Source organism: Geobacillus sp. Manikaran-105 (assembly GCF_002809955.1).
GTDB lineage: Bacteria > Bacillota > Bacilli > Bacillales > Anoxybacillaceae > Geobacillus > Geobacillus thermophilus.
Genome location: NZ_PIJG01000034.1, coordinates 1 through 13,431, shown reverse-complemented (window position 1 = coordinate 13,431; position 13,431 = coordinate 1). Strand labels below are relative to the sequence as shown.

At 49.7% G+C, this 13,431-nt stretch carries 13 protein-coding genes and 1 pseudogene; 7 read left to right on the top strand and 7 right to left on the bottom strand.

Annotated elements, in window-relative coordinates:
* Positions 1–36: 36 nt before the first annotated feature.
* The 3 genes from iscB to CV945_RS11140 all read right to left on the bottom strand — a co-directional run bounded on the left by iscB (position 37) and on the right by CV945_RS11140 (position 3,078).
* Positions 37–1,290: an RNA-guided endonuclease IscB gene (gene iscB, locus CV945_RS11150; RefSeq protein WP_232722107.1), complete on the bottom strand. Its 1,254-nt coding sequence runs from the start codon at positions 1,288–1,290 to the stop codon at positions 37–39.
* 222 nt (positions 1,291–1,512) lie between these two features.
* Entirely contained in the window at positions 1,513–1,965 is a 453-nt protein-coding gene (locus CV945_RS11145) for a GNAT family N-acetyltransferase (protein WP_047758016.1), read from the bottom strand.
* A 204-nt stretch (positions 1,966–2,169) separates the two neighbouring features.
* The gene (locus CV945_RS11140; protein WP_033009701.1) at positions 2,170–3,078 is read right to left on the bottom strand and encodes an Rpn family recombination-promoting nuclease/putative transposase; all 909 of its coding nucleotides are present in this window, start codon (positions 3,076–3,078) and stop codon (positions 2,170–2,172) included.
* A gap of 258 nt (positions 3,079–3,336) precedes the next feature.
* Between CV945_RS11140 and CV945_RS11135 the strand changes: the two genes are divergently transcribed.
* The 5 genes from CV945_RS11135 (at position 3,337) to CV945_RS11115 (ending at position 8,649) form a co-directional block, all read left to right on the top strand.
* Entirely contained in the window at positions 3,337–4,350 is a 1,014-nt protein-coding gene (locus tag CV945_RS11135; RefSeq protein ID WP_100659773.1) for a LacI family DNA-binding transcriptional regulator, read from the top strand.
* 140 nt (positions 4,351–4,490) lie between these two features.
* Complete coding sequence (locus CV945_RS11130) at positions 4,491–5,570, top strand: Gfo/Idh/MocA family protein (protein WP_100659772.1); 1,080 nt, start codon at positions 4,491–4,493, stop codon at positions 5,568–5,570.
* 93 nt (positions 5,571–5,663) lie between these two features.
* A complete protein-coding gene (locus tag CV945_RS11125; RefSeq protein ID WP_011231598.1) occupies positions 5,664–6,413 on the top strand; it encodes a ThuA domain-containing protein in 750 nt (249 codons plus the stop codon).
* Positions 6,410–7,564, top strand: coding sequence for a Gfo/Idh/MocA family protein (locus CV945_RS11120; RefSeq protein WP_100659771.1), 1,155 nt, complete (start codon positions 6,410–6,412; stop codon positions 7,562–7,564). Before CV945_RS11125 ends, CV945_RS11120 begins: the two co-directional genes overlap by 4 nt.
* Before the next feature lie 113 nt (positions 7,565–7,677).
* Positions 7,678–8,649 carry a sugar phosphate isomerase/epimerase family protein gene (locus CV945_RS11115; RefSeq protein ID WP_100659770.1) on the top strand — a complete coding sequence of 324 codons (972 nt, stop codon included), beginning with the start codon at positions 7,678–7,680 and terminating at the stop codon, positions 8,647–8,649.
* A 96-nt stretch (positions 8,650–8,745) separates the two neighbouring features.
* Here the strand turns inward: CV945_RS11115 and CV945_RS11110 are convergent.
* From CV945_RS11110 to CV945_RS11095, 4 genes and pseudogenes are all read right to left on the bottom strand, one after another.
* Positions 8,746–9,079, bottom strand: a pseudogene (locus tag CV945_RS11110) (hypothetical protein).
* 69 nt (positions 9,080–9,148) lie between these two features.
* The gene (locus CV945_RS11105; protein ID WP_198518503.1) at positions 9,149–9,607 is read right to left on the bottom strand and encodes a CBO0543 family protein; all 459 of its coding nucleotides are present in this window, start codon (positions 9,605–9,607) and stop codon (positions 9,149–9,151) included.
* Between the two features lie 301 nt (positions 9,608–9,908).
* A complete protein-coding gene (locus CV945_RS11100; RefSeq protein ID WP_015375204.1) occupies positions 9,909–10,439 on the bottom strand; it encodes an IS630 family transposase in 531 nt (176 codons plus the stop codon).
* A complete protein-coding gene (locus CV945_RS11095; protein ID WP_100659768.1) occupies positions 10,436–10,966 on the bottom strand; it encodes a helix-turn-helix domain-containing protein in 531 nt (176 codons plus the stop codon). Before CV945_RS11095 ends, CV945_RS11100 begins: the two co-directional genes overlap by 4 nt.
* 599 nt (positions 10,967–11,565) lie before the next feature.
* Here CV945_RS11095 and CV945_RS17865 point away from each other — a divergent pair.
* Positions 11,566–11,664: a hypothetical protein gene (locus tag CV945_RS17865; protein WP_157807525.1), complete on the top strand. Its 99-nt coding sequence runs from the start codon at positions 11,566–11,568 to the stop codon at positions 11,662–11,664.
* Positions 11,639–13,162 carry an amidase gene (locus CV945_RS11090; protein ID WP_060788220.1) on the top strand — a complete coding sequence of 508 codons (1,524 nt, stop codon included), beginning with the start codon at positions 11,639–11,641 and terminating at the stop codon, positions 13,160–13,162. The genes CV945_RS17865 and CV945_RS11090 overlap by 26 nt, the downstream gene beginning before the upstream one ends.
* The last annotated feature ends 269 nt before the right edge of the window (positions 13,163–13,431 follow it).

Sequence of the window (13,431 nt, the reverse complement as noted above, 5' to 3'; positions counted from 1 at the left end):
AAACGTTCATCTTCTTTGGCGAGGAGACCCCGACTTCTAAGCGAGAGCGAAAGTCGGGGAGGAATCGCCCTTCCTCCTTTCAATTAACAATGTACTAGCATGCTCAACTCTTTTTAACTTTTTCCAGCTTGCTGAAGCATGCACTTTTGTGCCATCTAACAGCCGAAGGTCAAAATAACCACTGCTTCTTCTGCCAAATATAAAACATTCTTTCCTTTCGTATACCACCTTGTCAAACAGTTGAAACCCTTTGACAAATCGTGGAGCTTTGTTTGATTTTCGTTTTCCGCCTTTTAAGATGGTTGCTTTATGCAATTGACGGTTGTTTTTTCGAACGAATTTTAGAAGATAAACCGTGCCACTTGGCTTGGCTAGTGGATTTCCACTAATACAACGAGCATCCACCATATGAGATTTAGACAGTCCATTAGCAATGCGAATACATTTGGTGATATACCCGTATGTGATATTTGCATGCGAGTATTTTTCTCTTATCCTACTAAACATTGCCCATCGCATGGCGGTCATCTGACTAGCATCCCTCATAGGCGGTCGTTTGCGTTGAAATATATGCTCAAGCCCTTTTTCGTGAATTTCATGGTGGCATGTTTTGCATAGAGTGATCAGATTATCTGGTGAATCACCTCCTGTCTTTCGACTTTCAATATGATGCACTTGGAGAACAGGGTCTTTCTTTTTTCCTTTGCAATATTGACAAGTATGATTGTCTCTGTATAGAACATACTCTCTAACATTCCAAAACCCCATTTGTTCTCCTTGTTGATATTCCACCCCTCGGATATTTAGGTTTTTTAATTTCTGTGTATCGAATGCTGCTACCTCAATAGTGACAGATGTGACAGGGAGAATATTGTAAACTAAGTCAATCAACTTTATATGCGAGTTGATTTTGTGTTGAATAGATGGTGGTAACCATCCCTCTGGTTTTCTTCTGTTAAGAAATCTGGCTTCTCGGTAGCGAGTCTTTCTGTTTCTTCGACTTCTACGGAACTGTCTCCGTATAGCAAGTAATTCCACAATATCTGTTCGAAGTTGCGCTTCCGCTTCAAACAGCACATCTTTCTTTGTTGTTGCAGAAATTCCTACATGTCGTGTCCCCATGTCAACACCCAATGACACGGGTTGTTTGTAACCACTGCTACCATATAAAAGCTGGATGGTAAAAGGTGTCCTTCTTACTACTTTTGCTTTCTTCTGTTTTAGCAAAAGTCTTGCTTTCCTTGGTGAGCATGGCATGAGTGGTTTTCCATGCTTATTGATAATGTACACGAACAAGACGTGTACCTCCTTTCAGGAGTGAGTTCCTCCTCCCCAATGTTGGAAGGGCTTGTTCGGCAGACAGCACCGCTCCTACCCATCAGAGCTTTTAACCATCTGCGACAGGGTTACGGACTGGAGGAGCATCCGTAAGTGTCATGACCCTTCCAACGTAGCCATTGAATGGCTGAGGGTAGTCAACTAGGGCTTGCCAAGCCCCCACTTCAAAAGCCGTTAGGCTTTAAGTGGTGGGTAGTTGACGCTCATGATAATGGTTTTCTGCTTGAATCCGAATGTTTCATACAGTTTCATCGCTTGATTTCCTGCATATACACGCAAACGAACCTCTGAATATCCATCTTGTTTCAAATGTTCGATGCCGGCTTCTATTAATTTCCTTGCCATTCCCTTTCCTCTAAATTCTTCTAACACAAACAATTCATAGATGAATCCATATCTTTTCCCAGTAAGCAGGTCTTGACTTGCTCCGATTAAAATCCAACCTATCAGATGATTGCCTTCCGTTGCGATCAAATAATAGCTCCCTTTCTGCAATAATGGCTCAATCAGTTGTTTGACTTTTTCCTCTGACGGTTTTGCTTCGCCTAATGTGCCTTCGAATAATGCTTGTGGTGTGAATGATAAAATCGTTTTGTATTCCGAATCGTTTGGTTTTCTAATTTCCATGGAGTTCCCCTCTCCCAATGCTTCATAGATGGTTGGTTAGGCTTTTTTAGGCACTGGATCTTCGAAAGTCACGGGCTTCACAAACACGGCGGTCTCCGGGCATCTTTAGGCCATGCTGTTCGTACGACGATCGGTTGGCCGCTTGTCGCCGCCAACCGTCTTCTTTCGGTATTTTCCAGGGCCATCCACTTGCTTTTGATTTCCCTACTTTTCAAGCAATGCCCGAACATCTTCCACTGGAAGATCCACCAACTGAGCAATGTCTTTCTCCGTCATTCCTTTGCGCGCCATGTTACGGATCAGTTGCTTCATTCCCTGTTTCATTCCCTGTTTCATTCCTTGCTTGATCCCTTGTTCAATCCCGCGTTTCATCCCTTCTTCCCATCCCGCTTTCCTTCCCTTTTGCTCATAGGAAATGATCAGCTCCAACACTTTTTCTCTTTCTTTCGTTTCCATCGCCTTCACCTCTCTTTGCAGTTGTTGCTCTTCCTCCTCCGACAGCTTCACATATGTTTCAAAAAAGCCCAACAGCAGCCGCTGCCTCGCTTCATCCAGCTCCAATCGCACCAACATGCGCAAACACTCTTTTTTCAACTCGACTTTCTCACTTTCAGTATACCCCATTTTGCCAAGGAGGGCAGCTGCGATCGGATTGTCATGCCGGATGTAGTCTCTCCAATGTTTCTTGCGCAGCTCTACGGGGAAAAAGCGAAACTGCAGCACGTCGCCAAAGGGAAACTCGATTGAGAACACGGATGGTTCCTCGCGAAGGGCATCATGGCTGAAGACAGCGATCGGAACGATGCGCGTGCGGTATTTTTCAAACAGACGGCTGAAATAGATAAACATGCGCTCTGGAAACGATGGTTGCACGTAGCTTTGATTCTCCACATGAACGATGATCAGCCCATTTTCCCCTTTCAGCTTCGTCTCGATCAATAGATCGACGCGGTATTTTTCACCTGCCGTGACATCGGTAAACAGTTCTTCGGACAGAAAAGACAAATGGCTGAAATCAATGTGTTCGTGCATGTCGGGGAAAAAGAGGAGAAGAAACTCTTCGAAGAACGTTTGAATCAGCTCTTTGAACAATCGGTCATGGTCAATGGCCATTCGATCACCTCATTTTGAAACGTTACATGATAAACTGGTTCGTGAGCAGAAGAAAAAATCCTGCATGGAAACTATAAAAAATCGATTACGAGAAGGCTGGTGGAAAAACGGCTGTCACCAGCCAATCAACGGCATTTCGCCAAAAAGAAGGAGCAACCCATGTCTGAGACGGATAGGAAAAACAACGCTTGACAACCGTCCTGTCTTTCCGATACGATGGTGATGTAATCGATTACATAAGCGAGAGGACTACGACCAATGGCAAGCATAAAAGACGTGGCGAAGCGGGCGAACGTATCGACGGCGACCGTGTCGCGCGTGTTGCGCAACACGGGCAATGTCACCGAAGAGACAAGGCAGCGCGTGCTTGAAGCCATTGAAGCGCTGAACTACCAGCCGAACGTGCTCGGCCGGTATTTGCGGCGGATGGAGACCGAGACGGTGCTCGTCGTCGTGCCCGATATTACGAATCCGTTTTTCTCAAAGGTGCTGCGCGGCATTGAAGCGGTCGCCCTCGAGCACGGCTATCAGGTGCTGCTTGGCGATACGCAAAACGATGTCCGGCTTGAGGAGCAGTATTTGAATTTGCTGCCGCAGCGGCAAGTCGACGGGATGATTTTTTTGACCGCCCGCATCGGCAAAGAGCTGGTGGAAGAGATGGCGCGGCAGTTTCCGATCGTCTTGGCGTGCGAGTATTTGGAAGGGGCGGACATCCCGACCGTTTCGATCGACAACATCAGCAGCGCCCGCAAGGCGACAGAACACTTGATCCGCCTCGGCCATCGCCGCATCGCCCACCTGTCCGGGCCGATGAACATCATTTTAAGCCGCGATCGGCTGCGCGGCTACCAACAGGCGCTGGCCCAGCATGAGCTTGAGGCGGACGCTGCGCTCGTGCAGGAAGGCGATTTTACCTATGAGTCCGGATATAATTTGACGCTGAAGCTGCTCGCTCTTGAGAAGCCGCCGACAGCGATTTTTGCCGCCAACGATGAGATGGCGATTGGGGCGATCAAAGCGGTTCGCCATCGAGGCGGACGCGTTCCCGACGATGTCGCCGTTGTCGGATTTGACGACATTCAAATGGCCTCGATTTTTGAACCGAGCCTCACGACGATCGCCCAGCCGATGTTTGAGATCGGGCAAAAAGCGATGGAATTGCTGCTTGCGCTCATTGAAGGAACGAGCGCGCGGCGGCGTCAGCTTGTTCTTCCCGATCGGCTCGTCATTCGCGATTCGTGTGGAGGAGAGCGCTCTGGGCAAAGGGGCTGACAGCGCTCTCTGTCCGGTGCGGGGAACGGGCGGATTTTTTTGCACGGTGATGTAATCGATTATATCACTTAGAAAACGGACGGCGAATCGGTGGAGCATATGGGACAGAGAAAACAAATGAGCGCAAGGGGGAAAAGGACATGGGAAACACACTTCCAATCCGCCTCGGCTTGATTGGAGCTGGAGGCATTTCCAAAGAACATATCAAGGCGGCGCTCACCCTGCCCGAGCGCGTCGTCTTGCAGGCGATTTGCGACGTCAATGAACAAGCGGCCGCGGAGAAAGCGAAAACGTACGGCATCCGTGAAGTGTATTGCGACTACAAGGAACTGCTCGCTTCACCAGATGTCGATGCCGTCATCATTACCGTGCCGAATTTTTTGCACGCCCAAGTGTCAGTCGACAGTTTGCGGGCCGGAAAACACGTTCTTTGCGAAAAGCCGATGGTGACGAAAGCGGAAGAGGCGGACGCCATCATCCGCGCCCGTGACGAATCGGGAAAACAGTTTATGGTGTCGTTGAACAACCGCTTCCGCCAAGCGGCGCAATGGCTTCATGAGCGAATCCAATCTGGCGCGTTCGGTGAGATTTATTACGCGAAAACGGGTTGGGTGCGCCGCCGCGGCATTCCCGCATGGGGGGCGTGGTTTTTTGACCGCGAACGCTCCGGCGGCGGCCCGCTCATCGATTTGGGCGTCCATATGCTCGATGTGACGCTTTGGCTGCTCGGGAACCCGAACCCGGTCGCGGTGACGGGGAAAACGTACGCGAAGTTCGGCCCGCGTCGCCAAGGGGCATGGCCGGGAACGACGTTTTCGCCTGATGCCGCCTATACGGTCGAAGATTTCGCCGCGGCGTTCATCCAGCTCGAAAACGACGCGACGGTGCTGCTGGAGACGAGCTGGGCGTCGCACATTGAAGAAGAGCGGGCATATGTCGAATTTCTTGGCACGGAAGGCGGCGTGCGCTGGGAGTGGAATATCGCCGGCAAGCGCCAGGAAGTGAAATGGTTCCGCAACGAACACGGCGTTCCGGCCGATGTCACGCTCCATTTTGAGGACCAGGGCGAACGGGTGGCGCTCCTTGACCACTTTGTCACGAGCATCACGGAGGAGACGGCACCGCTTTGCACGGCGGAACAAGGGCTTATGATCGCTAAAGTGTTGGAAGCGATTTACGAGTCGTCCGAACAAGGGCGGCAAGTCCGCATTGAATGGTGAGAAGCGGTGCTGGCTTCCCGCGAGCTGTGAACCAAAAACAAGCCGTCCTTGCCTTTATGAACGCAATCCGAAAAAAACAAGGGGGATCCATGAATGACTACACCCATCCGCGTTGTCGTCTGGAACGAATTTCGCCATGAAAAGAAAGATGAACAGGTAAGAGCGATTTATCCGGAAGGAATGCATACCGTCATCGCGAACTACCTAGCCGAAGCAGGGTTTGACGCCGCGACCGCTGTCTTGGACGAACCGGAGCACGGCTTGACCGACGAGGTGCTCGACCGGTGCGACGTCCTCGTCTGGTGGGGGCATATCGCCCATGATGAAGTGAAAGATGAGGTTGTCGAACGCGTCCACCGCCGCGTGCTGGAAGGAATGGGGCTCATTGTCCTTCATTCCGGCCATTTCTCGAAAATTTTCAAAAAGCTGATGGGGACGACATGCAATTTGAAATGGCGCGAAGCCGATGAAAAAGAGCGTCTCTGGGTCGTCGCCCCGGGCCATCCGATCGTGGAAGGAATCGGACCGTACATCGAGCTTGAGCAGGAAGAAATGTACGGCGAGTTTTTCGACATCCCAGAGCCGGACGAAACGATTTTCATCAGCTGGTTTGAAGGCGGAGAAGTGTTCCGCAGCGGTTGCACGTTTACGCGCGGGAAAGGGAAAATTTTCTACTTCCGCCCCGGCCATGAAACGTACCCGACGTACCATCACCCGGATGTGCTGAAAGTGATCGCCAACGCCGTCCGCTGGGCCGCGCCGGTCAACCGCGGGGAAATCGTCTTTGGCAATGTCAAGCCGCTTGAGCCGATCAAAGCGAAACAAGGAGGAGTGACGCAGTGAAACCGATCAATGTCGGCATTATCGGCACGGGCTTTTCCGCTTCTTCCCATATTGAGGCGCTCCGACGCCTGCCGTTGGTGAACATTGTCGCCATCGCCTCAAGCAGCCAAGAAAAAGCGGAGGAAGCCGCGCGCCGGTTCGGGATTCCGAAAGCATACGGCGACTACCGCGCTTTAATTGACGACCCGGACGTCGAAGCCGTGCACAACTGCACGCGCAACGTCCTCCATTTCCCGATCAACAAGGACGCGCTCGAGGCGGGAAAACATTTGTTGTCGGAAAAGCCGCTCGCCATGGACAGCGAACAGTCAGCGGAATTAAAGCGGCTCGCTGCACAAAGCGAAAGCCTGAGCGCGGTCTGCTTCAACTACCGCCACTACCCGCTCGTTGTCGAGGCGAAAGAGCGGCTCGCCCGTGAGGCGAAGCGCGTCCATTTCGTGTACGGCGGCTATGTGCAAGACTGGCTCTTGTATGACACGGACTACAACTGGCGGCTCGACCCGGCGCAAAACGGCCCGTCGCGCGCCATCGCCGACATCGGTTCGCATTGGTGCGACACGGTTCAGTATGTGCTTGGCAAGAAGATCGTTGAAGTGTTCGCCGACTTGCGCACTGTCCATCCGGTCCGCTACAAGCCGAAACAGGAAGGGAGCACGTTTGCATCCGGGCATGCTCAAGACGCCGAGCCCGTCCAGATTGACACGGAAGACGGCGGCAGCGTGCTCGTCCATTTTGACGACGGCACCCACGGGGCGTTTACGATTTCGCAAGTGAGCGCCGGCCGGAAAAACCGACTCTATTTTGAAATCGCCGCCGATGAGATGACGCTCGCTTGGGACCAAGAGCACCCGAACCGCCTCTGGGTCGGGCGCCGCAGCGGCCCGAACGAAGAAATCGTCCGCGACCCGGCGCTTTTGTCGCCGCAAGCCGCCGCTTACGCCCATTATCCGGGCGGCCATGAAGAAGGCTGGCCGGACGGGCTGAAAAATTTGTTCCGTGATTTTTATGGCGCCATCATCCGGAAGCAACGCGGCGAGGCGCTTGGGGAACTGCCGTTTGCGACGATCGCCGACGGCCACCATACGATGACGATCGTCGACGCCATTTTGGAAAGCCATCGCACGAAACAATGGGTGCGGGTGGCGGAATAAGCGGCGTCAGCGCGGCCAGCACGGGCGCGAACGGCGCGCCAAAACAAAACGACACGGCGGAGCCGGCCGCCGACCGGCCGGCTTCACACCGCTAGAAAGGGGAGAAGAACGAGATGAAAGTAGGCGTATTTACTGTTTTGTATCAACAGCTGCCGTTTGAGGAGATGCTGGACAAAGTCGCCGCCATGGGCATTGAGGCCGTTGAGCTTGGCACCGGCAATTACCCGGGCAACGCCCATTGCGATCCTGACGCGCTGTTGGACCAGCCGGAAAAAATCAAAGCTCTGAAAAAAGCCGTCGCCGACCGCGGCCTTGTCATCAGCGCCTTAAGCTGCCATGGCAACCCGCTTCATCCGGACAAAGCGTTCGCGAAACAGTCACATGACACGTGGCGGAAAACGGTCAGGCTCGCCGAGCAGCTTGAAGTCCCGGTCATCAACGCCTTCTCCGGCTGCCCGGGCGACCATCCCGGCGCCAAATACCCAAACTGGGTCACGTGCTCCTGGCCGCCGGATTACTTGGAAATTTTAAAATGGCAATGGGAAGAAGTCGTCATCCCGTACTGGCGCGAAGAAGCGGCGTTCGCCAAGGAGCACGGCATCACGCAAATCGCCTTTGAAATGCATCCGGGCTTTGTCGTCTACAACCCGGAAACGCTCCTCAAACTGCGCGAACACGTTGGCGACGCGATCGGCGCCAACTTTGACCCGAGCCACTTGCTTTGGCAAGGCATCGACCCGGTTGAGGCGATCAAGCTGCTCGGCCGCGAAAAAGCGATTTTCCACGTCCATGCGAAAGACACGTACCTAGACGAAGCGAACATCCGCAAAAACGGCGTGCTCGATACGAAACATTACAGCCAAATTCTCGATCGCTCATGGGTGTTCCGCACCGTCGGCTACGGGCAAAGCGAAAAAATGTGGCGCGACATCGTCAGCGCCCTGCGCGCCGTCGGCTACGACTACGTGCTGTCAATCGAACACGAAGATATGCTCGCTTCGATCGATGAAGGGCTGTCAAAGGCCGTCGCCCTCTTGAAAAAGGTGTTGTTCAAAGAAGAACTGCCGGAGATGTGGTGGGCATAAAAAGAAGGCGGCAAGGGAAAACGATCCCTTGCCGCCCGCGGTTTCAGCGTAAGCGCGAAAAAGACCCTCCAACGCCTGCCAAGAGGCGCACCTGCTTTAGACCACTTGCGCCGTCTCGCGGCCTACGCGCCCTTTCATGAACAGCAGCCGGTGCCCGTCCACCGTCAAATCGATCATCGCGCCATCCAACACATCATCGCCTGACTTTTTTTCCGTTTGCCTGCAAGTACGCGACCCGGTACCACTTGCGCCCGTACTCAAAATACATGTACCGCCCGCGCCGGAAATCGATCCAAAACTTCACCCGCTCACCATTTACGTTCTTCCATACATACCCCCACGCCCGGTCTTGGCGGATCGGCGCCATTTTCGGGCGCGTGGAATTGATGGCTTCATAATACAGGCGGTGTTTGATGTCAAACAGCACCATCCCGTTTGCCTCCTTTTGGACATGATACTATATGTATAGCGCCAAACGGGCAAAAATAGACATGCTGGCTCACTCATTTCGTCTCAGCATTCGCCCTGCGAGCAACCGAACGGCCAGCGTCAACAGAAACATCGTAACGAGCGAGTATTCCCACTTCCAACCATGATATTCGATCAAATCCGTATGCCGTTCAAAGACAACCTCAAGGGCTGTCAGCACCGCCGCATACCCCGCGCATTGCGCCGCCACACCCGGCCAGCGCGCTCGGCGCGAGGTGGCATAGACGTACACACTGACAACCGGATAGAGAAGATATTCAAAAATGACGCTGTTATTTGTATAAGAAGCAAAAAAACAGACCGGATACTCGAGCAGCCCGGCCCCCGCCACGATCGAACCGAAAAAACTCGCCGCATATGCATTCAGCAAAAACGACACCCATACATCCCGCGCTGGCAAAATGAGGAAACTCAACAACAAAAGCCCCACCCCGACCGCAACAAGCGCCCAAAGAATCCATTGTTCCATGATCGCCCCCTGGATGCGAATGATGTCGATTTTTCTTTAGTATGGGATGAGGGAGGGGGGAGTATGTGAAATTTTTGGTGTTTTCATTTTGCAACAGGCAATAGGCCTTAGAAGTGATGGTCTTATGTATGTTCTGTCCTATGAAAAAAAGTGGAATTTTGTAAAATAGTAGGCTCTTCACCACAAAATATACTTGACAATCAGGTTGTTTTCTGATCAAGGGTACAAAAAATGCGAAATTTCCTGTATGGTAAAGGTGACCAAACCATTATAAATGCACCTTGAAAAGTTAACCTTTGCATCACGCTGCACACCCCAAGCGTCGAAGCACCTCTTCCGGTTGTTGATCTATATATTCCATAAACCGGGCGATGGCTTGGTCAATATCCATTTGATCTTTGTGAAACACATTGGCAATGACCGCATCCTTGAGCCATTTCCACAAGCGTTCGATGGGATTCAGCTGTGGGGAATAAGGAGGTAAAAAGATCAAGTGAAACGATTCCCCTTCTTGGCGCAAGAAATCTCTCACCATTTTGGCATGGTGGATGCGGGCATTGTCGAGCACGAGCACGATCAGCTGGTCTGGATAACGGCTCTTCAAGATCTTTAAAAAATCCAAAAACGTCGTCGCATTCGCAGCGACTGCTCGATGAAGAACGGTGTCCCCATTGAGCACATTCACCGCCCCAAATACAGAAACGTGGGCATGATGGCCGTACGTGGGCACTTGTTTTTGTCGGCCTGCCTCCGACCAAGTGGCCCGCAGGATTTGATAAGACCGGACATGAGTTTCATCGGCATATAAAAGAATCGTATCGGGAGTGATCAATTTTTTTTAATGAGATCCATTTGTTTCTCAAACGCCTGCTGTTGTTCGGCATCGCCTTTGGCCAGGGTATAGGTGGGACGAGTCCAAGACAATCTCATTCGATGTAAAAGTTTGCGAATTCCTTCCCGGGACATGTCCACCTCGTAGTGTTCACGGATATAAGACTGAAGAATCCGCGTATTCCAAGAAGAAGCGATGTCCCAACCGAGTTCGGCCGGGGTGTGGGTCAAGATCGTCTGTTTCAGTTCCTGTTGCTGTTCCAGTGTCAAAAACGGCTCCCGGCCCGGCGGATATTTCCGATCGAGCAGGAGATCGAGCCCTCCTTCGTTGAATAAGGAGACATAAAATGCGACGCTTTGGCGGCACAGGTTGAGCATGGAAGCGACGTCTTTCCCCAGATACCCTTCCATGACGAGGCGAACGGCCATGACGCGTTGACGCAGGGAAATGTTTTTGATTTTTTTCTCTTCCTTTCGAAGGGTTCGTGGCGTCCATCGATGGTCATTGGTGATTTTCAATCGTTTCATTCCGTTTCCGCTCTTTTTCTTCGTGAAGTACCTAGGAGCAGTATAACCGGGGTGGAAGCCACTTATACGGACGTTAATGTTTCAATGTGCATCTATATAGTTTGCAACACAAAGATGGTTGGTAATTTATAGGGAGGAGAAGGAGAGATCGGCGGTAGCTACCATCATGAAAAATCAAGAAGATTTTTATGTAATATTTTATTACATTAAATGTTATAAAAAATCTAAATTTTCTATTGACAAAAATAATATAATCAAATTAATATGTATTTAGGTTATAAAAAATCACATGAATGAATATATGAAATATTTCAATTCATTATTATGTAATAAAATATAACAATTGAAATGTAAAAGATACTTAAAATATTGTTGGATTTTTGAATTTTTTACATATACCTTTCTTTTTTCTAGTTGTCTAAATACTAGTCGTACGCTTGAAACTGAAAAAGTAGTTGCTAAAAGGGGGTGATGCCGGGGAAGAGTGTAAGAAATGAACTTAAAGTAGCCTTGGTTTTCTGTGTATGCATTAATAATAACTAACTTGTTGAGGGGATGTATGAACGGTCGGTTTAGGTGGAAAACGTGATTTTGGTCCAATCGTTAGGGATGATCATGAACCTATTTTTCGTGAAGAATGGGAAGCAAGAGTACTTTATTGGAGGAGAAGGTATGGCTGTAAAAAAACCAACGATTGAACAATTAAAAAGAATTGCAGAGGAGTTTCATCTCACTCTCACGGATGATGAACTATCTTTATATCAAGAATTAATGGAAGGTACAATTGAATCCTACAACCGTTTAAATCAGCTTGTAGAACCTAGCCTCCCAGTAAAATATCCACGCACTCCAGGGTATCGCCCAAGCGCTGAAGAAAATCCATACAATGCATGGTATTGGAAAACTAGCATAAAAGGAAATAGTACTGGAAAATTAGCGGGGAAAAAAATTGTTCTAAAAGATAATATAAGTCTAGCAGGTGTTCCTATGATGAATGGTTCAGCTATTCTAGAAGGTTTTGTACCTGACGAAGACGCTACCATTGTAACTAGGATACTTGATGCTGGTGGAGAAATTGTAGGTAAAGCGGTTTGCGAAGATTTGTGCCTATCTGGAGGCAGTCATACTTCTGCAACAGGCCCCGTCTTAAATCCACACGACCCTACTAGATCATCAGGCGGTTCTTCTAGTGGAAGTGCAGCATTGGTTGCTGCAGGTGAAGTTGACATGGCAATAGGCGGCGACCAAGGGGGATCTATTCGGATTCCTAGCTCTTGGTGCGGCGTGTATGGTCTAAAGCCTACATACGGGCTTGTTCCTTATACTGGGATTTTTCCAATTGAACAGACGATAGATCACACTGGTCCTATTGCTAGAACTGTTGAGGATGTCGCTTTGCTGCTTGAAGTGATAGCTGGGGCAGATTGCTTAGACCCAAGACAGTCGGGTTTAGCAGTGAAACCATACACAGAATCACTTGTTGGTCATGCTAAGGATATTAAAATCGGAATCGTAACGGAAGGCTTTGGCTGGGACGGTCTGTCCGAGGAAGATGTAGATCATTTAGTGAGAGAAGCCGCGCATTCTTTGAAAAATAGTGGAGCAACAGTGGAAGAAGTATCGATTCCCATGCATCGGGATGGCATTCACATCTGGAACGGGATTGGCATAGAGGGGCTTACTTCCTTAATGGTCAAAGGCAATGGCATGGGAACGAATTGGAAGGGACATTATAGTACGAAACTTCTTGATGCCTATGGGAAAGCACGCAAAATACGAGCCAATGAATTTTCCGATACAGTGAAAATGACAATCTTGCTTGGACAGTATATGCAGGATCAATATAACGGGAAATATTACGCGATCGCACAAAATCTGGCTCGAACATTAAAACAAGCCTATGATCATGCACTAAAAACATATGATGTGCTGATTATGCCAACAACACCGATGAAGGCGACAAAAATTCCTTCTTCGGATGCTTCAAAGGAAGAAATTATAACGAGAGCTTTAGAAATGATTTATAATACTGCACCATTCAATGTTACAGGACACCCAGCCATGAACGTACCGTGCGGAAAATCCGAAGGGCTGCCTGTCGGGATGATGATCGTTGGAAGACATGGCGAAGATGACATGGTTTTGCGTGTTGCTCATGCCTTTCAGTCGACACATGAACGTGTTGCTACAATATAAAGCTAACTTGTATTGCTAGATAAAAGAATCACAGGAATAAGGCCCATGTATAAAAAATCTTTTTAAAAAATACTGAATGTTCGGAAATAAGAAGTTCTGTACAGAGTGTTATTTTTATCTTACAACAGACAATGCTAAAACTTAAAGACAGTACAACATTGCTATTTTATGTAACTATTCACCCCAGTGCTAGTGTATAAAAAAGCCCAGCACAAATAGGGCATTTCGGTCATAGAAAATGCCCTAGGTAGCGGAAAGAACTCGATCGA

Coding starts and splice junctions, on each gene's coding strand:
- CV945_RS11115 (WP_100659770.1), top strand. CDS start 7,678: ATGAAAGTAGGCGTATTTACTGTTTTGTATCAACAGCTGCCGTTTGAG.
- CV945_RS11145 (WP_047758016.1), bottom strand. CDS start 1,965: ATGGAAATTAGAAAACCAAACGATTCGGAATACAAAACGATTTTATCA.
- CV945_RS11095 (WP_100659768.1), bottom strand. CDS start 10,966: ATGAAACGATTGAAAATCACCAATGACCATCGATGGACGCCACGAACC.
- CV945_RS11125 (WP_011231598.1), top strand. CDS start 5,664: ATGACTACACCCATCCGCGTTGTCGTCTGGAACGAATTTCGCCATGAA.
- CV945_RS11135 (WP_100659773.1), top strand. CDS start 3,337: ATGGCAAGCATAAAAGACGTGGCGAAGCGGGCGAACGTATCGACGGCG.
- CV945_RS11090 (WP_060788220.1), top strand. CDS start 11,639: ATGGCTGTAAAAAAACCAACGATTGAACAATTAAAAAGAATTGCAGAG.
- CV945_RS11140 (WP_033009701.1), bottom strand. CDS start 3,078: ATGGCCATTGACCATGACCGATTGTTCAAAGAGCTGATTCAAACGTTC.
- CV945_RS11130 (WP_100659772.1), top strand. CDS start 4,491: ATGGGAAACACACTTCCAATCCGCCTCGGCTTGATTGGAGCTGGAGGC.
- CV945_RS11105 (WP_198518503.1), bottom strand. CDS start 9,607: ATGGAACAATGGATTCTTTGGGCGCTTGTTGCGGTCGGGGTGGGGCTT.